The organism is Brevibacillus parabrevis, from assembly GCF_003710905.1.
Taxonomy (GTDB): domain Bacteria; phylum Bacillota; class Bacilli; order Brevibacillales; family Brevibacillaceae; genus Brevibacillus; species Brevibacillus parabrevis.
In genome coordinates this window covers 22,822-40,357 of the sequence record NZ_RHHV01000002.1, presented here as the reverse complement: position 1 = coordinate 40,357, position 17,536 = coordinate 22,822, and the positions used below count along the sequence as shown (strand labels likewise).

Here is a 17,536-nt window from a genome sequence, read left to right as displayed (position 1 = left end):
ATTCAATTTAGAAAACTTGGCCTTGTCAATCTTTTTGGCCAAGAAAAAAAGCCGGAATTTACTCCGGCTTCGGTTTTTCTCTTTCTTCTATTACCCTGCCTGGTTTCGGAAGCGCTGATCCAGGCTGACGAATTTGTTAAATTCTTTGAGGAACGCCAACTCAACTGTTCCGGTAGGGCCGTTACGCTGTTTGGCAATGATGACTTCAATCACGTTTTTGTTTTCTGATTCCTTGTCGTAGTAGTCATCACGGTACAGAAACGCTACGATGTCGGCGTCCTGCTCAATCGAACCGGACTCACGAATGTCAGACATCATCGGACGCTTGTCCTGCCGTTGCTCTACACCACGGCTGAGCTGAGACAGGGCGATCACGGGCACATTCAGCTCACGGGCAATCCCTTTGAGCGTACGGGAAATCTCCGATACTTCCTGCTGACGGTTGTCGCCTTTGCCTCGGCCATGAATCAGCTGCAAGTAGTCGATGAGAATCATGCCGAGGCCGCGCTCTGCTTGCAGACGGCGGCATTTTGCCCGGATGTCCTGAACGGTTACCCCTGGCGTATCGTCGATAAAAATCGGCGCTTTCGCCAGTGTCCCAATCGCCATCGTCAGCTTCTGCCAATCATCTTCCTCCAACGTCCCGGAACGCATGCGCGAAGCGTCCAGATTGCCCTCCGCACAGATCATACGCTGTACCAGCTGGGAAGCACCCATCTCCAGCGAGAAGATGGCGACTGTCTCTCCAGCTCGTGCAGCTACATTTTGTGCGACATTCAAGGCAAAAGCCGTTTTCCCTACAGAAGGACGCGCCGCCAAAATGATCAGGTCGCTGCGCTGAAATCCTGCGGTCATTTTATCCAAATCGGTGTATCCCGATGGAATACCCGTAATGTCTCCGCGGCGTTGACTCAAAAACTCGATCCGCTCATACGTTTCCAACAGGGCATCACGAATGGGTGTAAAACCGCCACTGTTGCGATTTTGCCCGATTTCCATGATGTACTTCTCGGCATCCGCGATGATCTCTGTTACATCGTCTTCGCGGGAGTAGCCGTCGTTGGCGATCTTGGTTGCCGTATGAATCAATCGTCTCAGCAAAGCTTTTTCTTCGACGATTTTGGCATAGTATTCGATATTCGCTGCTGTCGGAACGGAACTGGCGATTTCCGTCAAATACGTTACGCCGCCAACTTCGTCCAACAGCTTGTGGTCCTGCAAATCTGCGGTTACGGTAACCAGGTCGACTGGCTCGCCCTTCTCGTACAGGTCCACCATCGTTTGAAAAATACGCTGATGCGCTGTCTTATAAAAATCTTCCGGACGGAGAATCTCGATAGCCGTGATTAAAGCTTCCTTAGACAAGAACACGGCACCGAGTACCGATTGTTCCGCTTCCTTGTTTTGCGGCGGGACACGATCCAAAAACAGGTCGCTCACGTCACACCCTCCAAGTTTGCGTCATTATTCTTCCACCACGTGAACTTTGAGTGTCGCCGTTACTTCATTGTGCAGCTTCACTTTGATTTGGGTTACGCCAAGGGAACGGATCGCATCCATCTCCAGCTTGCGTTTGTCCAGCTTGATTTTGAACTGCTCTTCCAGCGCTTGTGCGACTTGCTTGCTGGAAATCGCTCCGAACAGTCGTCCACCCTCGCCAGCTTTTCCTGCTACTTTCACTGTCAGCTCGCCCAGCTTCACGCCAAGCTCTTGCGCTTCCAGCTTTTCCTGCTCCTTACGCTTCTCTTCGCTGCGCTTTTGAGCGTCCAATGTTTTCACGTTGCTATCTGTCGCTTCCTTTGCCAGTTTGCGCGGCAGCAGGAAGTTGCGTACGTAGCCTTCAGACAAATCTTTAATTTCGCCTTTTTTACCTTGGCCTTTTACATCTTGAAGAAAAATGACTCTCATCATCGTTTCCCCCTTTTCATATTGGCCTACACGACCGAATCAATCGCTTCTTTCAAACGTCGGGTCGCTTCCTTGACGGAAATGCCCTGGATTTGGGTGGCGGCCCCTGTCAGGTGTCCGCCCCCGCCAAGCAGCTCCATGATCGCCTGTACATTGATGTCGCCCAAAGAACGACCGCTAATGACAATCGTATCATCGCCTCGCTCGGCAACGACAAAAGATGCCTGGATGCCAGAAAGTGTGAGCAGCTGTTCCGCTGCCTGTGCGACCTGGACTTGCGTATAGTTCTCGGCAGGATCACCCATGGCAATCGCCATGTTGTCTCTGTAGGTCTCTGTATTCATAATGATGCGAGCCCGTTTCACGTACTGGCTCAAATCTTCCTTCAGCAAACGTTGAACAGCAGCCGTATCGGCACCGTTCCGTCTCAGGAAAGACGCTGCTTCAAAAGTACGCGAACCCGTACGGAAGGCAAAGCTTTTCGTATCGACGACGATCCCTGCCAGAAGAGCCGTAGCGATCAGATTGTCAATATTCAAGCGCTCGCTCTGGTATTGCAAAAGCTCCGTAACCAACTCTGATGTCGAAGAAGCATACGGTTCAAGGTACAGAAGAACCGGCTCGATAAACTCTTCCGAACGTCGATGGTGGTCAATGACGACGATCCGGCTTGTCTCACCAAGCAGTTTCGGCTCAATGACCAAAGACGGACGATGCGTATCGACAACCACGAGCAGCGTTCTGCCCGTTACCAGTCTGATCGCCTGCTCCGGAGTGATGAATGTTTCTGCCAATTCTTCATTGGCGTAAATCTCCCGCATCAGTCGTTCTACAGAATTGTTGCCTTCATCCATGACGATATAAGCTGCCTTGTTGTGCAATTGCACAGCCTTCAGCACACCGAGAGAAGCACCGATGGAATCCATGTCCGGCTGCTTGTGGCCCATTACGATCACATGCTCAGCCTCGTGGATCAAATCACGCAACGCATGGGCAATCACCCGTGCGCGAACGCGCGTCCGTTTTTCCACGGCATTCGATTTTCCTCCGTAGAAGGTGAGCTTGTTGCCAATCTTGATCGCGCACTGGTCTCCTCCGCGGCCAAGGGCAATATCCAAGCTCGATTGGGCCATTTGCCCCAGCTCGATGTACGTAGTTGCAGCCGCTCCCACCCCGATACTGAGCGTAATCGGAATTTTGTTGTCGGCTGTCATTTCCCGCACCACATCGAGAATGTCAAAACGTGTTTCTTCTAATTTATCAAGTGCTTCCCGTTCCATCAGCGCCAAAAATTTGTCAGCCGTGATTCGGCGAAGGTATATGCCATGTTTGTTGGCCCACTCTGTAATCACGCCAGCCACACTCGTCGACAGCAGCGTGCGGCTCTGATCGTCCATGACTTGTCCAACCTCGTCCAGATTGTCGAGGTGAATAATCGCCAGAGCAGCCTTTTCTCGATGGTAACGCGTCGTTAATTCTTTAAAGTCCGTAATGTCCTTGAAATACAAAAGACGCTCATCGGACCGAACCATGACCTCGTATACCCGCTCATTATAAGTAAATTCCAGCCGTTTTTGTTCCGGCTTCCACACGAGTTGGGGAAATACCTCTTGAAGGCTTTTCCCGATCATCGACTCATCCCCGGACATATGTGTCATGAACGGGTTGACCCACTCGATTGCCTTTTCCTCGTTGTATAGGAGTATTCCGATCGGCAGCTCCTGAATAACGCCTTCTCCGGCCTTTTTCACCCGGTGGGTAACTGTCGCCAAATACAGGCGCAAGTCCCGCTGGAATCCTTTTTCCGCTTGAAGGGCGTATAGAATCAGGCCAATCAAGCAGATAATGCCGATCGCCCCGTACATCCAATGGTGCAGGGTCAAAATCCCCAACAACAGCAAGCTAAAGCTGAGTGCCAGGACCATATGCATCCCGTACCAACGCTTTAACAGGAATTTGGGCATTTCCTCAGCCCCTCTTCACTCTTGTTTCCAGTTTTTCACGCAAACGAAGCCCTAAGTCAAATATCCCTACCAGACTAAGTATAGTGCTTAAGAACGGAAAAATAAATAGACAGACAACAAGCACTGGAGTCAATCTCTTCCACCCGTACAAGTACGCGGCAAACAGGCAGAAGCTCAAGCCTTGAAGCGTAAAAATCGCATCCAGCATGACTTTTACGTTCATGATTGCGGTTTCCCAGAACGTTCCCTGCATACTGGCGCCGAAGACCAGAATACTGATCATGGCGATAAAATAGTAGTACATCAAAGATCTCGGGAAGCTCCATTCCCGGATCGGCTTGAGCAGCGGAATCGGCTTTTTAATCCGTCTTCCAATCAGGCCAGCCAGACCATGGGTAATGGCGCTGGAAATAAAGCTGAACATCACGATGCTCGTAGGCAACACCATCTTGACCAAAGCCAGCATCTGATCAAACTGTTCCTTGGTCACAAAGGAAGGGCGCATGCGGGCGGTTTCTTCCAGCATGTTCTGAAAGCTGAAGTTCATCCCGTACGCCATAAAAGCCAGTCCAAAAACGGTACTGAGGAAAACAACCGCCGCTCCGGCCACAATCGCAGGAAGCGCCTTTCCTCTTTTCGCATAAACAATCCCCATGGCAGAACCCCAGACCGCGCCCATCAATGCGATCGTGGCGGCAATCGGCCCTGCGAGAATCCACCCAAGGAAGGTGTATACGACTGAAATCCACACCATGTTGGACACGCTTCGGCTTACGGCCAGAAAAATAAAAGGCAGCGGCAAAAGGAAACTGACCAGTGATCCCAGCACGGTATATGTACTGAGGAACAACAGCACCAGTGCAATACCCAGCATCAGGGCATTTTCAGCCAATTGCTTTGTTTTGGAAGGCATGTCAGCACCTCGTTTGAGATTAGCAAAAAATATGGAAAAAAGAGGGCCACGCAATTGTGTCCCCCTTTTTATCACTTGTGTAAATTATTCAGCCGTGTAAGGCAGCAATGCTACTTGACGAGCGCGTTTGATCGCGATTGTCAGAGCACGTTGATACTTCGCAGAAGTACCAGTTACACGACGTGGCAAGATTTTGCCGCGTTCGCTGATGAATTTTTTGAGCAAGTCTACATCTTTATAATCGATGTGCTTGATTTTGTTCACTTTAAAGAAGCATACTTTACGACGCTTATTAGGACGTCCTTTGCGTGCCATGATAGTCCCTCCTTCTTAGGAATGTGAAAGTTGTACGATTCTTAGAACGGCAAGTCATCATCAGAGATGTTGATCGGCTTGCCTGCACTCGCGAAGGGATCACCAAACGGATCAAAGTCATTGTTTCTCTGACCGGATGGCTTGTTACCGCCACCAAAGCCCGGTCCTGGATCGTATCCTGCGTTATCTCCGCCGCCTTCATTGCCTCGTCCGCCCAAAAATTGAACGTTTTCAGCAACGACTTCCGTTACGTATACGCGTTTTCCTTCTTTATTATCGTAGGAACGCGTCTGAAGGCGCCCTTCGATGGCAGCTTGTCTTCCTTTGCGCAAGTAGCTTGCACAAAGATCGGCAAGTTTTTGCCAAGCGACAATATTAATGAAATCGGCTTCTCTCTCACCCGCCTGGTTAGTGCGAGGACGATTGATAGCCACGGTAAAAGTAGCAACGGCAACGCCATTTGGCGTGTAGCGAAGTTCAGGATCTTTCGTCAGGTTGCCGATGAGAATAACTTTATTCATCTTGGTTCCCCCTCTGACCGCGACAATGATTACTTCTCATCACGAACAAACATGAAGCGGATTACGTCGTCGTTGATTTTCATCAAACGCTCTGCTTCCGCAACAGCATCGGAGTTCGCTTTGAAGTTCATCAGAACGTAGTAACCTTCACGGAACTTATTGATCTCGTACGCAAGACGACGTTTACCCATTTCTTGAAGCTTAGAGATTTCGCCACCGTAGTTAGTCACAACTTCGCTGTAACGAGCTACATTGGATTTTACTTTCTCTTCTTCAAGGTCTGGACGCAATACATACATAACTTCGTATTGACGCATACCTTTTCACCTCCTTATGGACTTTGCGGCCCTGTTCGGGCAAGGAGCGAGTGCTAAAACGAAACGCATAACATGCACTCCATAAATACTCGCATTATCGTATTATAGCAAAATGCCTATGGCGAATCAACTATTTCGTACTAAACATTAAAGCGGAAATGCATGACATCTCCATCGGCAACAACGTACTCTTTCCCTTCAAGACGGTACTTTCCGCGCTCTCTCGCTGCTGCAACCGAACCAGCATCTACCAGATCGTTGTAGGCAATCACTTCTGCGCGAATAAAGCCGCGCTCGAAATCGGTATGAATTACGCCAGCCGCTCCTGGAGCTTTTGTGCCCTGGCGAATGGTCCATGCGCGAACTTCCTGTACCCCTGCGGTAAAGTAGGTAACCAAACCGAGCAGCTTGTAGGCAGCGCGAATCAAACGGTCCAGACCGGACTCAGCCAAACCAAGCTCCTCCAGGAACATTTCTTTGTCTTCGCCTTCCAGCTCGGCGATTTCCGCCTCGACTTTGGCACTGATGACAACTACTTCTGCCCCTTCATTTGCCGCATGCTCGCGAACCGCTTGCACATGCGGATTGGTGTCTGCGTCGTTGATGCCGTCTTCCGCTACGTTGCACACGTACAGCATCGGCTTGATTGTCAAAAGGTGCAGGTCGCGAATCCATTTGCGCTCTTCATCGTCAAGCTCTACGCTGCGTGCAGACTGACCTTCTTCGAAAGCAGCCTTCAGCTTTTCCAGCACGTCCAGTTCTTGCTTCGATTCTTTGTCACCGGATTTCACCTTGCGCGCGATGCGGTCGATCCGACGGTCAACGGAGTCCAGATCGGCAAAAATCAGTTCCAGATTGATCGTCTCGATATCGCTCAGGGGATCGACACGGCCTGCCACGTGCGTAATATTTTCATCCTCGAAGCAGCGAACCACGTGTGCGATCGCATCTACTTCACGGATGTGTCCGAGAAACTGGTTGCCGAGTCCTTCGCCTTTGCTCGCGCCTTTTACCAGACCGGCAATGTCCACGAACTCAAATGCAGTCGGAACGACTTTATTCGGAACCACGATCTCGGTCAGCTTGGTCAGACGCGGATCTGGAACTTCTACGATCCCCACGTTCGGGTCAATCGTACAGAACGGGTAGTTCGCCGACTCAGCGCCCGCTTGTGTAATGGCATTAAACAGTGTCGATTTCCCTACGTTGGGGAGACCAACAATCCCGCAAGATGCACCCATCTATATACACTCCCTTGTCATCATCCTAACATCCTTTTAAGTATATAGATTTGGTTTTAAGAATACAATTGTCTCCTTGTGGCAACTTTAGACCCTGTCTGGAAGCAGCTTGCGTGAAATCCTCCCTCCTTTCAAGCTCTACGATAGCTGAAGCTGGTGGGACAAAAAAAGACATGCTAGACTTTACAAAAAGCACTTGACCCGATCACACGTTAATGAGGTGGATACATAATGAAGCTTCTGCTTCTCGGCGCAACAGGACGCGTCGGCAGCCATGTTTTGCAGCATGCATTGAAAGACGGCCATGAAGTGACCGTTTTGGTTCGCTCTGTAGACAAACTCCCTCACGATTTGCCCCAAACTGTGCGCGTACTTGCCGGAAACGTTTGCAACGAAAACGATGTCAAGCAGGCCATGTCGGGAGCCAGTGCAGTCATTAGCGCTCTCGGTACGGACGGAACCACAACTCTCACCGAGAGCATGCCTTTCATCCTGGATGCCATGAAGCAGGAAGGCGTCAGCCGGATTGTCACGGTAGGTACGGCAGGAATTTTGCAAAGCCGGGTCTCCCCTGAACTGCTGCGCTACCAATCGAGTGAATCCCGGCAAAAACTGACCCGCGCCGCCGAAGAACACCACAAGGCATACTTGCTGCTTGCGCAATCCGGGCTGGACTGGACGATTGTTTGCCCGACTTACTTGCCAGACGGCAGCTACACAGGCAACTATCGGGTGGAAGCACACCACCTGCCTGTAGACGGCATGCAAATTTCCGTTCCCGATACAGCCGAGTTTGCGTACAAGCAGCTCGACAGTTTGGATTATTTGCGGATGCGGGTGGGGATTGCTTATTAGGTGTTGTTTTGGCTGGGAAGCTGCCATTTAGTGAACAAGGAGCATATCTGATACTGCAATGACGCACCACATATTCATTGAAACCTTTTCCTTTTTTTCCCGTTATAACGATTAGCCTATTCCTCAGACTTACGGTCTGGCTTTATCTGGAGGGAGCATGATGAAAAAGCTTTTGATGTATTGTGCTAACGCTGTCATTGCTGTTTGGTTCGTTGTTCTCTGGCTGTATAAGATGATGCTTTCCAGTGATATTCCCATGTCCATTTCTTCCGCTGAAATGCAGAATATGATTTTGACATTACTCATTTCCACAATCACAGTCCTGCTCTATGTTAAACTTTCGTCCAGCACTGAATTGTTTTATTTTCTTGTTTTCCCCGCTTTCCTATGGGGCTTTTCTATGGTCCAGTCTTTCATGAACAGTTACCATGAATACAATACGCTTATGGCTGTTTCTGGATTTTTTTGCATGTCATTGATTTTTGCAAGTTCATCATTAAACGCTAAACGTCTGTCAAAGTTACCGTGATGTTGTCTTAACGCAGAACGTCTACTCTCTGGCGAAAACTCATCATCAACAAAAAGCTCCCTGCCATCAACCAGCAGGGAGCCTTTGCTTTGTTTTTACACGATTTTACTTCTCGTTCACCAATTTCTCCAGCTCTATCAATGTTTCTTCGAAAATTTCCATGGCTTGCTCGATCGGCTTGGATGTAGACATATCTACCCCTGCCGCTTTCAGCACTTCGATCGGAGGTGCCGAGTTGCCTGCTTCCAGGAAGTTTTTGCGGATGCGGTCAACGGCTGGCTGTCCTTCGTCGATGATTTGCTTCGCCAGCGCCTGGGATGCCGCAAAGCTCGTAGAGTATTGGTATACGTAGTATTTATAGTTGTAGAAATGGGATACGCGCGCCCACTCCATGCCGATTTCCTCATCGGAAACCATGTCCTTGCCGTAGTATTTTTTGTTGATGTCGAGGTAGATTTTTTTGATCGCCTCGGCGTTGAGAGATTCTCCTGCCTGTTCCTTGTCGTGGATCGCTTTTTCAAACTCGGCGAACTGCGTTTGGCGGAACAAGGTCGAGCGGAAGTTCTCCAGATAGTGGTTCAGAAGATACATCTTCTCTTCTTTCGTCTTCGCCTGCGCGTACATGCTCTTGAACAGCAATGTCTCATTCATTGTCGAAGCCACTTCCGCCGTGAAAGTCGGATAGTTGGACGAGATGTACGACTGATTTTTGTTCGTGTAGTACGACTGCATCGCGTGACCCATTTCGTGAGCGATTGTGTATACGTCATCAAGCGTGCCCTGATGATTCAAAAGCACGTACGGATGCGTGTCATACGCTCCCCACTGGTAAGCGCCTGTGCGTTTGTCGTCGGTCGAGTAAACGTCGACCCAGCCACCGTTGAGTCCGTCAGACAGCACTTTCACGTACTCGTCGCCCATAGCCTTCAAACCGTCGGTGACGATTTTCTTCCCTTCCTCGAAGGAAATATATTTGTCGTCGGATGGCACGATCGGCACATAGATGTCGTACATGTGCAGCTCTTTCACTCCGAGCATTTTTTTCTTCAATGCAATGTAGCGATGCAACAGCGGCAAGTTGTCGTTAACGGTATCGATCAGCTCATCGTATACTTTGGTCGGAATGTTGTTCGGCGTCAGGCTTGCTTCCAGCGCAGAGTTGTACTTGCGTGCTTGCGCGTAGAAGTTGTCGCCTTTCACTTTTGCCGCCAAAGTCTGTGCAAAAGAATCCTGGAAGTCAATCAGGGCACTGTAGTACGCCTTGAACGCATCTCTTCTCACGCGTTGGTCCTTGCTCTCCATATACGAGATAAAGTTGGCCCGCGTAAGCTGGACTTCTTTGCCTTTTTCATCCTTGATTTTCGGGAACTTCACGTCTTTGGACAGCATGCTGTAAATGTTGGTCGGCGCATTGCCGAGCGGCGAAGACTTCGCCAGCAGCTCCTCCATCTCCTTGGACAACGAGTATGGCTTGGTGCGGAGCATGTCTTCAATGAACAGCTTGTACGGCGCAAGCGACTTGTCAGCGAGCAGGCTTTTGATTTTCTCATCCGGGATCGCAACGATTTCTGGCTGCACCCACGCGGTTTTTTCCGAGACAAGCGTGTACATTTTTTCAGCACGGTCTCCCAGCTTCTGCAAATCAGCATTTGCCGAGTTTACGTCGAGAGACATGTTGGCATACACATACGCCTTGTCATTGAGCCTCATCATCTCCACGTAATCATCAAAAGCCGCAAGCATGGCTGCCGAAGATGTTCCCAGCTTGCCTTGATGCTTGGTAAATGCATTCGCCAAAGCTTCCACCTTGGCTACGTCCTTTTCCCAATCCTGCACGGTTGGGTAAATATGATTCAATTTCCACTTGTACTCATCGGGAATGTCTGCGCGAGTCTGATAATTTGGTTTTTCAGCAGCAAAAGCGACTGCCGGTGTGCTGTACGGAATGAATGGTACCGACACAGTTGAAAGTGCAATGGCCAATGCAGTAACAGATGCAAATACTTGCTTTTTCAAATCCAAATCGCCCCTTTTCCTTCTCTATATAGCTTTTCCAATTTCTAGTTAGAGTAATTACGTTATTCCACCTTGAAACTCCTTCTTATTAATAAAAATATTTTAAATATTTATTAACAACAGTCAATTTATCCAGAGAAAATTCAGTTTTGTGGATAAGATTGTGGATAACTACCTATCCACAGCTACTCCGCTTTCAACTCGCCATTTTTTTCTACTTTTTTCGACAAAAAGTTGTCCACATTTTCTGTGGATACAGTGTGGATAACTTATTTTCGTCGGAACCAGGGCATTCGCCCATACCCATTTTCATGTTCCTACATAGCATGAGTATTGAAACTAGGGTAGGAGGTGTTAGCAAGTGGGTATCTTTAACGGCTTTGACGATTTCGCGCTGATCTTGGTTCTCTTCATTCTCCTCGTAATCGTAGGTTGTGACTGCAACTAAGCTTCCCGCTGCCATCCGGCCTATCTGAAGGTAAGCTTGCACAAGAGTGCATCTTACCTTCCCCATTCCACATAGATCATTAGCAGGCTATGCAGCCGATAAACAATGATCAGTCATAACCTTCGTACAATCACCGGGAGATACATCTGATCGTACAAAAGGAAAAAGGATGCGCCTCATCATAAGGCTGCATCCTTTTTTTCTGCTTATCCACAGTCCGTTTTCACTACTTCGCGCCACTCGTGAAACTGGACGATTGTGAGTTATTCGCATTGCCCGCACGATCTTGCAGCAGCCCGCCAACGAGATGAACATGATAGCTGGTGTGCGGCTGCCATTTTCCTTTTGGCTTGACCGTCAGTGTCCGCTTGCTTTTGTTCCAGGTGACCGTATGCGGGACAGCCCTGCCTTGTTCATCTGTCACTCGCACCAATTTGCCCGCCGTTTTGCTGGATAGCGTCTCTCCGCTCACCAATGCCACCTCTTCGGCAAACTGAAGCGTCACCTTCTCACCGCTTTTCACCTGTTTGGCTCCATGCCCTGGCAAAATCACCGCCTGTGGCGCAATGTTATCCACGGGAGCCTTTGTCGCAAAAGCAACGGAAAGCTCAGGGTTCAGCTCTCCTCGCGCATCCTTTAGCTTCTTCGCCAAAAGGGTGACGCGATACGTCTTCCCCGCTTCCAGATTGCCCACAGGATCGATCACGAGGCTTTTCGCTGAATCGTTCCACTTGACTGCGAAAGCCACCTTCTTTTTCTTCTCATCCACCAGTTGGACGAGCGACAACCACGACTTGTCAGTGATGTCCCGAGAATTTTTCAACTGGATCGCCCCGGAAAAAGTCATCGTGATCACATCATCCACAGCGACTCCGACCGCTTTGTCCTGGGGCAAGATGTTCACTTTCCAGCTGCTCGGCTCCTTCGCCGCAGCTGAATGTGAAAACACCAGCAAAATCCCCAGCATCACTACCCATTGCATCCAAAACCGTCTGACATCCATCGCAAAAATCCCTCCCGTTTGAACGGTGCAGCTGCTTTTGGCCGTCATCACCGTTTACGGGCATTGTAGAAAAAGACAGACAGGTCCTTCAAAAGTTTTTCGCTATCGCTAATGGCTATTGCTCCTGCGCTTCTTCCTCTGCGCGAACCAGTATTTTTTTCAGTTTGCGCTCGAACTCCAGCCGCCCAATCATTACGCTATGGTCGCATCCCGTACATTTGATTCGTACGTCCATCCCCATGCGTATGACCTTCCACGCATTTGTGCCGCATGGATGCGGCTTTTTCATTTGTACAACGTCCCCCAGTCCAAATTGCTTCCTTTCCATCTCTCTTCTCCTCTCTGCCTATGCTTGCCCCTGTGCCTTACCCGACATCGTAACGATTTTTGGATACGGAATCTGGATGCCGCGCTTTGTAAACTCGGTGCGGATCATGGCGCGCAGATTGCGGTTGACGCCGTGGTGGGTATTCGGCTTGCACTCGGCTGTTACGCGCATAACGACCTCAGACGGCCCCAATGCATGCACTCCGAGAATTTGCGGTTCTGCCACGATATCGTCCAGCTCGGTTTGCGCTTTTGCCAGCACTTCCTTCAAAACTTCTTCCACCTGACCCAGATTCTCTTCGTACGCTACCGAAACATCCACGACAGCCAACGTATTTTGCAGCGAAAAGTTGGTTACTTGCGTGATCGTGCCGTTCGGAAAAATATGAACCTCTCCAGTCCAGCTGCGCACACGGGTAATTCGCAAGCCGATTTCCTGTACAGTACCTGTCATGTTATTGATCGTTACGACATCGCCAACCGCGAACTGGTCTTCAAAAATAATGAAGAACCCGGTGATGATATCACGGACAAGACTTTGTGCCCCGAAACCGACTGCCAGCCCCAACACCCCTGCGCTCACCAAAACAGGCTTCAAATCGATGCCGACCAGCTGCAAAATCATCAAAATCGCCAGGAAGTACAGCGTGTACTGGACGATGTTGTTGACGAGCACGCGCATCGTATCGACGCGGCGCTGATCCAGGTGTATCTTGGCTCCCTGACGATGCTGGAAAACGCGATTGACTGCTGTTTGCACCAGCGACACCACAATTCGCGATGCGATGATGATTCCAACGATTTTCAGCAGCGTCATCCCTATACTTACCCACATGTTTGCATCTGCTACGTAGTTGTAAATTTCACCGTATATTTTTTCAAAAAAGCTTTCTGTATTCATTCTGCCCTCTCCTTCTGGTTGCCGTTTTCGTCGACTTCCTGGTACTTGCCCAGGAACTGGCGAAAGTATCCCCGGATGACTACTTGCTGCTCTTCCATGACCGTTTTGGCACGAGAGTAATCAGGCAGAGGAAATTCAATGGACAGGGCACAGCCGGCTGTTATCTCTTTTGGCGTCGGTCTTGTGTCAATATCAATATCTTCGTACTCCAGCAGCATCTCTGCACGTAAAGCTTGCTGCGTGGAATCAAACGCAATCAGTACAGTCTCTCCTTCCATCCATCTCCCTCCCGGATTTTTGCTTTCTTATTGGCAAAGCTTTTCCTTCGTGCACTTCTTATTTTACCTGTTCAAAATCCCGCTTGCCAGCTTCCCTGATTTTTCAAAACCTACACAACCTTCTCATTAGCAGGTATAAAAATGACGGATCGGTACTATACTGTGAATACTCTTCTATAACTTTTAAGCCAAGACCGCAAGAGTGGGGGTAGCCATGAGTACATTTGAAAATCTCAAAAACTGTTCTTTGCCACCTTTTAAAGTGGAATACCGCAGTGAAAACGCAGAGGATCATCTGGCTAGACACCTTGCGCAGCGCTTTCGCTTAAAACCGTATGAAGAAGACATTGTGATTGTATGTATTGGAACAGATCGGTCCACGGGTGACGCACTCGGTCCTCTTGTCGGAACCAAGCTGCAAGCGGCCGCACCAAGCCATTTGCAAATTTACGGCACGCTGGACGATCCAGTGCATGCGATGAATCTCAAAGAAAAGCTCGATTCCATCCAAGAAACTCACCCCAGATCTACCCTGATTGCCGTCGATGCCTGTCTCGGCCAATTCAGCCACGTAGGCAACATCAACGTCATCAGCGGGCCTCTAAAGCCTGGCGCTGGGGTTAAAAAGGAACTGCCGCCTGTCGGTACGTTCCATATCACGGGAATCGTCAATGTCGGCGGCTTCATGGAGTATTTCGTTCTCCAAAACACCCGTCTTGCCGTCGTCATGAACATGGCAGAGATTATTGCTTCTGGTTTGGCCAAAGCCACTTCAATGGCTGCTTCGCCGAACCGTTTGGATAGTGTTTTGCACGACTGACCATCTTCCCTCGACCTTTTCAACATCTATACGTATTGCTTTGGCCTGTCTTACTCCCATGTGGATGACAGGTCCCTTTTTTATACAAAAATCGCTTGCTGATCCGGCAGCATTTTCATCTCGATCGGCGTTTCACCAACCAACTCTCCATCTGCATGAACCAAATACGGTCTAACGGTCTCAATCGTGATCTGGCGCCCTCGATAAAATGAAACTTTCGGATGATGAATATGAGAGCCAAAATAAATTTTCGCAAAGGCGCGCAACAGTTCCCCACAGCTCGCATTGCTGACGACGCAAATATCGGCCCAACCATCGTTTGCTACAGCCATGGGACAAATTTTCATTCCCCCGCCGTAATTCGGAATATTGGCAGCTGTTACGAGCCATGCTGCCTCCATCTTGATGACTTGTCCATCCACTTGCATGACGAGATTGCTGCGCTGGAATTTGCGCAGTTCACGCAACACGGAAATCACATACGCCAAACCGCCCAATCGCCACCGATTCAACCATGCCTTGTATTTTGCCTGATCAGTCGCTCTTGCTACCTGCGCATCAAATCCGGCACCAATCGAATTTGCCGCAACACGCCCGTTCATCCACATCAAATCAATTCGTTTTTCCGCTGTCTCTGACAAAACCCGCTCTACTGCCACGACAGGATTTGTGGCAATCCCGTGCGCTCTGGCAAAATCATTTCCTGATCCCGCCGGCACCAAGCCAAACTTGCATGACTGGCCCGATTGATAGATTCCGTTCAATACACCGTGAACGGTTCCATCTCCCCCTACGGCAATGATTTTATTTACTCCCTCTTTTTCAATCATCTCTTTTGCCAGTTTTTCAGCTGACCCGTCACCAGATGTCTCCCTGACGACAAAAACAGCTCCCAGACCACTTACAGCAGGCTCTATCCTCTCCCAGATTCTCTTCCCTTTGCCATTACCCGCCACAGGATTGACGATAAAACCTACCATTGACTTTCTCTCCCCATAACGCGCTTTCTGTTCTACTCGTCATTATCGCACGACATTTTCTTTTGATGATAGCGGTTTTTTATGTCATGCCGGCCCTTACAAGCTTCTTAACATTTTTGGCAGTGCGCTTGCCAGTATTTCATCGACTCTTTTATTATCGGCATTTGTTCCTTTGCTTTTTGTTGCCCGTACCAGCAGGTCCGCGCCCACCCCACTGTTTGACTGCCTCAGTCCCATATGCAAAGCTGATTTTGCCTACAAAAAAAAGATTCTCCCGTTCAGGAAGAATCTTTTTCCACTCTCTTATAAAAACTTGGACAACCATTCGCTAAAAGGAACCCCGAGAGCCGCAATCAACAATGCTGGCAGCATGTTCGCCACATTGATCTTTTTAATCTCCAAAATGTTAATCCCGATAGCGATAATCATCAAGCCGCCTACTGCCGTTACTTCTGCCAACATCGCATCGAGCATCGTCTGGCTCACAAAGTTGTAGATTTGCGTTGAGAGCAAGGTAAGCAAACCTTGGTACACAAATACAGGCACAGCCGAAAACATGACGCCAATTCCTAGTGTCGAAGTGAAAATGATGGCGGAGAATCCGTCCAAAAGTGCTTTGGTGAACAAAATATCATGGTTGTTTCGCAATCCGCTGTCCATGGCTCCGAGCACAGCCATCGCACCGATGCAATAGACCAAAGTCGCTGTCACAAAGCCTGTGGCAATACTTCCCTGGCCTCCGCCAACCTTTCGTTCCAGCCAATGCCCCAGATGATTCAAGCCTTTTTCAATCCCAATCAATTCTCCTACGATTGCCCCCAACACAATACTGACGATCACCAACAAAAAATTCCCCGATCCAAGACTCATTTTGACTCCCAAAATCATGACAGCAAGACCGATGCCCTGCATGACAGTATGTCGTATCGAATCAGGAATTTTCGTCAGAAGCCTGCCCAACAAGGCTCCTACGATGATGGCGCCAGCGTTTACCAGGGTGCCTAACAAGATCACGATTGTGTCCCCCTATAGCTGCATTACGAAAACGCGGATGCTATCTCTCTCACGGCGTTCATAAGCGCTTCTACGTCTTTCTCTGTGTTGAAAATCCCAAAACTGGCACGCACAGCTCCACGCTGCTCGGTCCCTGCTGTTTGATGCCCAAGCGGTGTGCAATGATACCCTGATCTCGTAGCGATTCCATACTGCTGATCGAGAATAAACGAGACTTCAGAAGCATCCACTTCCCCGATATTGAAGGCGATGACGGCAACCCGTTCTGTCTCAATCCCTGGACCATACACCTGAACGCCGGGAATTTGCTGTAAACCAATGATCGTTTGCTTCGCCAGCTCCCACTCGTGCTCACGGATGCGATCCACCCCTCGTTCGAGAATGAAATCGACGCCAGCTTGCAAGCCAGCCAAACCAGCCGTGTTCAGCGTACCGCTCTCATATCGGTCAGGGCGTGTAGTCGGTTGATCAATCGCTTCCGATTGGCTTCCTGTTCCCCCATGAATCAAAGGCTCCAGATCGATGTCGCCATGCACGTATAAACCGCCCGTGCCTTGTGGCCCATACAGCCCTTTATGCCCAGGAAACGCCAGCATATCGATCTTCATTTCCTCTACGTGAATCGGCAGTACCCCGGCTGTTTGAGAAGCGTCTACCAAAAAGGCGATACCTCTTTCTTTTGCCAGTTGCCCCAATTCAGCGATCGGCAAAATCACACCTGTGAGATTGGAAGCGTGGCTGACTACCAGCAAGCGCGTATTCGGCTGAATCGCCTTGACAAAGTCCTCTACATGAAAAAGGAAATCCGCTCTCGGCTCGACAAAAGTCGCTTCTACTTGATGCTCACGGCGCATATATTCAATCGGACGTCTGACAGAGTTGTGCTCCACGGAAGAAGCAATCACATGATCGCCAGCTTTCAGGTAGCCTTTGATCGCCTGATTGAGTGCTTGTGTCGCATTTAGATAAAAAAAGAGGTTATTCGGGTTTTGAATCCCAAACAACCGCGATAACTGCACGCGTGTCCGAAACACGGTCTTGCTCGCTTTCATCGCCAAGGTATGTCCACCTCTACCAGGGTTAGCGGCAAAATCTTCGATGGCCTCAGCCATTCGCTCCTTCACGCCTGGTGGCTTTGGCCAAGTTGACGCTGCGTTATCCAAATAGATGATCGCCATGACTACCT

Annotated in this window: 20 protein-coding genes; 4 read left to right on the top strand and 16 right to left on the bottom strand. The window is 49.4% G+C overall.

The genetic code is table 11. The features are described from left to right. Positions 1-90: 90 nt before the first annotated feature. The 8 genes from dnaB to ychF form a co-directional block, all read right to left on the bottom strand. The gene (gene dnaB / locus EDM60_RS00815; protein WP_122962249.1) at positions 91-1,440 is read right to left on the bottom strand and encodes a replicative DNA helicase; all 1,350 of its coding nucleotides are present in this window, start codon (positions 1,438-1,440) and stop codon (positions 91-93) included. 24 nt (positions 1,441-1,464) lie between these two features. Further along, positions 1,465-1,908 (bottom strand): 50S ribosomal protein L9, encoded by a 444-nt coding sequence (gene rplI / locus EDM60_RS00810; protein ID WP_122962248.1) that lies wholly within the window; start codon positions 1,906-1,908, stop codon positions 1,465-1,467. Positions 1,909-1,934: 26 nt separating this feature from the next. Next, complete coding sequence (locus EDM60_RS00805; RefSeq protein WP_122962247.1) at positions 1,935-3,872, bottom strand: DHH family phosphoesterase; 1,938 nt, start codon at positions 3,870-3,872, stop codon at positions 1,935-1,937. 4 nt (positions 3,873-3,876) lie between these two features. Continuing rightward, positions 3,877-4,785, bottom strand: coding sequence for a DUF2232 domain-containing protein (locus EDM60_RS00800; RefSeq protein ID WP_122962246.1), 909 nt, complete (start codon positions 4,783-4,785; stop codon positions 3,877-3,879). An 84-nt stretch (positions 4,786-4,869) separates the two neighbouring features. Beyond that, positions 4,870-5,100, bottom strand: a complete 231-nt coding sequence (gene rpsR, locus EDM60_RS00795) for a 30S ribosomal protein S18 (RefSeq protein ID WP_005831740.1) — start codon at positions 5,098-5,100, stop codon at positions 4,870-4,872. Positions 5,101-5,141: 41 nt separating this feature from the next. Then, the gene (locus EDM60_RS00790; RefSeq protein WP_063231668.1) at positions 5,142-5,621 is read right to left on the bottom strand and encodes a single-stranded DNA-binding protein; all 480 of its coding nucleotides are present in this window, start codon (positions 5,619-5,621) and stop codon (positions 5,142-5,144) included. Positions 5,622-5,650: 29 nt separating this feature from the next. Then, on the bottom strand, positions 5,651-5,938 hold the full coding sequence (gene rpsF / locus EDM60_RS00785) for a 30S ribosomal protein S6 (protein WP_047070274.1): 288 nt from the start codon (positions 5,936-5,938) through the stop codon (positions 5,651-5,653). A 140-nt stretch (positions 5,939-6,078) separates the two neighbouring features. Continuing rightward, positions 6,079-7,179 (bottom strand): redox-regulated ATPase YchF, encoded by a 1,101-nt coding sequence (ychF, locus tag EDM60_RS00780; RefSeq protein WP_122962245.1) that lies wholly within the window; start codon positions 7,177-7,179, stop codon positions 6,079-6,081. Between the two features lie 231 nt (positions 7,180-7,410). Between ychF and EDM60_RS00775 the strand changes: the two genes are divergently transcribed. Continuing rightward, on the top strand, positions 7,411-8,034 hold the full coding sequence (locus tag EDM60_RS00775) for an NAD(P)-dependent oxidoreductase (RefSeq protein WP_122962244.1): 624 nt from the start codon (positions 7,411-7,413) through the stop codon (positions 8,032-8,034). A 160-nt stretch (positions 8,035-8,194) separates the two neighbouring features. Next, positions 8,195-8,563: a hypothetical protein gene (locus EDM60_RS00770; RefSeq protein ID WP_229049782.1), complete on the top strand. Its 369-nt coding sequence runs from the start codon at positions 8,195-8,197 to the stop codon at positions 8,561-8,563. Between the two features lie 105 nt (positions 8,564-8,668). On the opposite strand, the gene pepF is transcribed toward EDM60_RS00770, so the two are convergent. After that, a complete protein-coding gene (gene pepF, locus EDM60_RS00765) occupies positions 8,669-10,579 on the bottom strand; it encodes an oligoendopeptidase F (RefSeq protein WP_122962397.1) in 1,911 nt (636 codons plus the stop codon). Positions 10,580-10,940: 361 nt separating this feature from the next. On the opposite strand from pepF, the gene EDM60_RS00760 reads away from it, so the two are divergent. Continuing rightward, positions 10,941-11,027, top strand: coding sequence for a YjcZ family sporulation protein (locus EDM60_RS00760; RefSeq protein ID WP_016739383.1), 87 nt, complete (start codon positions 10,941-10,943; stop codon positions 11,025-11,027). Positions 11,028-11,253: 226 nt separating this feature from the next. On the opposite strand, the gene EDM60_RS00755 is transcribed toward EDM60_RS00760, so the two are convergent. The 4 genes from EDM60_RS00755 to EDM60_RS00740 form a co-directional block, all read right to left on the bottom strand. Further along, positions 11,254-12,030, bottom strand: a complete 777-nt coding sequence (locus tag EDM60_RS00755; RefSeq protein ID WP_174769214.1) for an Ig-like domain-containing domain — start codon at positions 12,028-12,030, stop codon at positions 11,254-11,256. A 115-nt stretch (positions 12,031-12,145) separates the two neighbouring features. Beyond that, positions 12,146-12,358, bottom strand: coding sequence for a DUF951 domain-containing protein (locus tag EDM60_RS00750; RefSeq protein WP_063231675.1), 213 nt, complete (start codon positions 12,356-12,358; stop codon positions 12,146-12,148). 18 nt (positions 12,359-12,376) lie between these two features. Then, positions 12,377-13,258, bottom strand: a complete 882-nt coding sequence (locus EDM60_RS00745; protein ID WP_122962242.1) for a mechanosensitive ion channel family protein — start codon at positions 13,256-13,258, stop codon at positions 12,377-12,379. Further along, positions 13,255-13,536: a putative Se/S carrier protein gene (locus EDM60_RS00740; RefSeq protein ID WP_122962241.1), complete on the bottom strand. Its 282-nt coding sequence runs from the start codon at positions 13,534-13,536 to the stop codon at positions 13,255-13,257. Before EDM60_RS00740 ends, EDM60_RS00745 begins: the two co-directional genes overlap by 4 nt. A gap of 214 nt (positions 13,537-13,750) precedes the next feature. On the opposite strand from EDM60_RS00740, the gene yyaC reads away from it, so the two are divergent. Beyond that, on the top strand, positions 13,751-14,356 hold the full coding sequence (gene yyaC / locus EDM60_RS00735) for a spore protease YyaC (RefSeq protein ID WP_122962240.1): 606 nt from the start codon (positions 13,751-13,753) through the stop codon (positions 14,354-14,356). A gap of 80 nt (positions 14,357-14,436) precedes the next feature. On the opposite strand, the gene EDM60_RS00730 is transcribed toward yyaC, so the two are convergent. The 3 genes from EDM60_RS00730 to EDM60_RS00720 all read right to left on the bottom strand — a co-directional run bounded on the left by EDM60_RS00730 (position 14,437) and on the right by EDM60_RS00720 (position 17,528). Next, the gene (locus EDM60_RS00730) at positions 14,437-15,336 is read right to left on the bottom strand and encodes a diacylglycerol/lipid kinase family protein (protein ID WP_122962239.1); all 900 of its coding nucleotides are present in this window, start codon (positions 15,334-15,336) and stop codon (positions 14,437-14,439) included. Between the two features lie 303 nt (positions 15,337-15,639). Further along, positions 15,640-16,350: a DUF554 domain-containing protein gene (locus tag EDM60_RS00725; protein ID WP_122962238.1), complete on the bottom strand. Its 711-nt coding sequence runs from the start codon at positions 16,348-16,350 to the stop codon at positions 15,640-15,642. 23 nt (positions 16,351-16,373) lie between these two features. Continuing rightward, entirely contained in the window at positions 16,374-17,528 is a 1,155-nt protein-coding gene (locus tag EDM60_RS00720) for an aminotransferase class V-fold PLP-dependent enzyme (protein ID WP_122962237.1), read from the bottom strand. Between the last annotated feature and the right edge of the window lie 8 nt (positions 17,529-17,536).

What these genes read in the sequence shown, in the direction of transcription:
- rplI (WP_122962248.1), bottom strand. Translation starts at nt 1,908, where the DNA reads ATGAGAGTCATTTTTCTTCAAGATGTAAAAGGCCAAGGTAAAAAAGGC.
- EDM60_RS00805 (WP_122962247.1), bottom strand. Translation starts at nt 3,872, where the DNA reads ATGCCCAAATTCCTGTTAAAGCGTTGGTACGGGATGCATATGGTCCTG.
- EDM60_RS00800 (WP_122962246.1), bottom strand. Translation starts at nt 4,785, where the DNA reads ATGCCTTCCAAAACAAAGCAATTGGCTGAAAATGCCCTGATGCTGGGT.
- rpsR (WP_005831740.1), bottom strand. Translation starts at nt 5,100, where the DNA reads ATGGCACGCAAAGGACGTCCTAATAAGCGTCGTAAAGTATGCTTCTTT.
- EDM60_RS00790 (WP_063231668.1), bottom strand. Translation starts at nt 5,621, where the DNA reads ATGAATAAAGTTATTCTCATCGGCAACCTGACGAAAGATCCTGAACTT.
- rpsF (WP_047070274.1), bottom strand. Translation starts at nt 5,938, where the DNA reads ATGCGTCAATACGAAGTTATGTATGTATTGCGTCCAGACCTTGAAGAA.
- ychF (WP_122962245.1), bottom strand. Translation starts at nt 7,179, where the DNA reads ATGGGTGCATCTTGCGGGATTGTTGGTCTCCCCAACGTAGGGAAATCG.
- EDM60_RS00775 (WP_122962244.1), top strand. Translation starts at nt 7,411, where the DNA reads ATGAAGCTTCTGCTTCTCGGCGCAACAGGACGCGTCGGCAGCCATGTT.
- EDM60_RS00770 (WP_229049782.1), top strand. Translation starts at nt 8,195, where the DNA reads ATGAAAAAGCTTTTGATGTATTGTGCTAACGCTGTCATTGCTGTTTGG.
- EDM60_RS00755 (WP_174769214.1), bottom strand. Translation starts at nt 12,030, where the DNA reads ATGGATGTCAGACGGTTTTGGATGCAATGGGTAGTGATGCTGGGGATT.
- EDM60_RS00750 (WP_063231675.1), bottom strand. Translation starts at nt 12,358, where the DNA reads ATGGAAAGGAAGCAATTTGGACTGGGGGACGTTGTACAAATGAAAAAG.
- EDM60_RS00745 (WP_122962242.1), bottom strand. Translation starts at nt 13,258, where the DNA reads ATGAATACAGAAAGCTTTTTTGAAAAAATATACGGTGAAATTTACAAC.
- EDM60_RS00740 (WP_122962241.1), bottom strand. Translation starts at nt 13,536, where the DNA reads ATGGAAGGAGAGACTGTACTGATTGCGTTTGATTCCACGCAGCAAGCT.
- yyaC (WP_122962240.1), top strand. Translation starts at nt 13,751, where the DNA reads ATGAGTACATTTGAAAATCTCAAAAACTGTTCTTTGCCACCTTTTAAA.
- EDM60_RS00730 (WP_122962239.1), bottom strand. Translation starts at nt 15,336, where the DNA reads ATGGTAGGTTTTATCGTCAATCCTGTGGCGGGTAATGGCAAAGGGAAG.
- EDM60_RS00720 (WP_122962237.1), bottom strand. Translation starts at nt 17,528, where the DNA reads ATGGCGATCATCTATTTGGATAACGCAGCGTCAACTTGGCCAAAGCCA.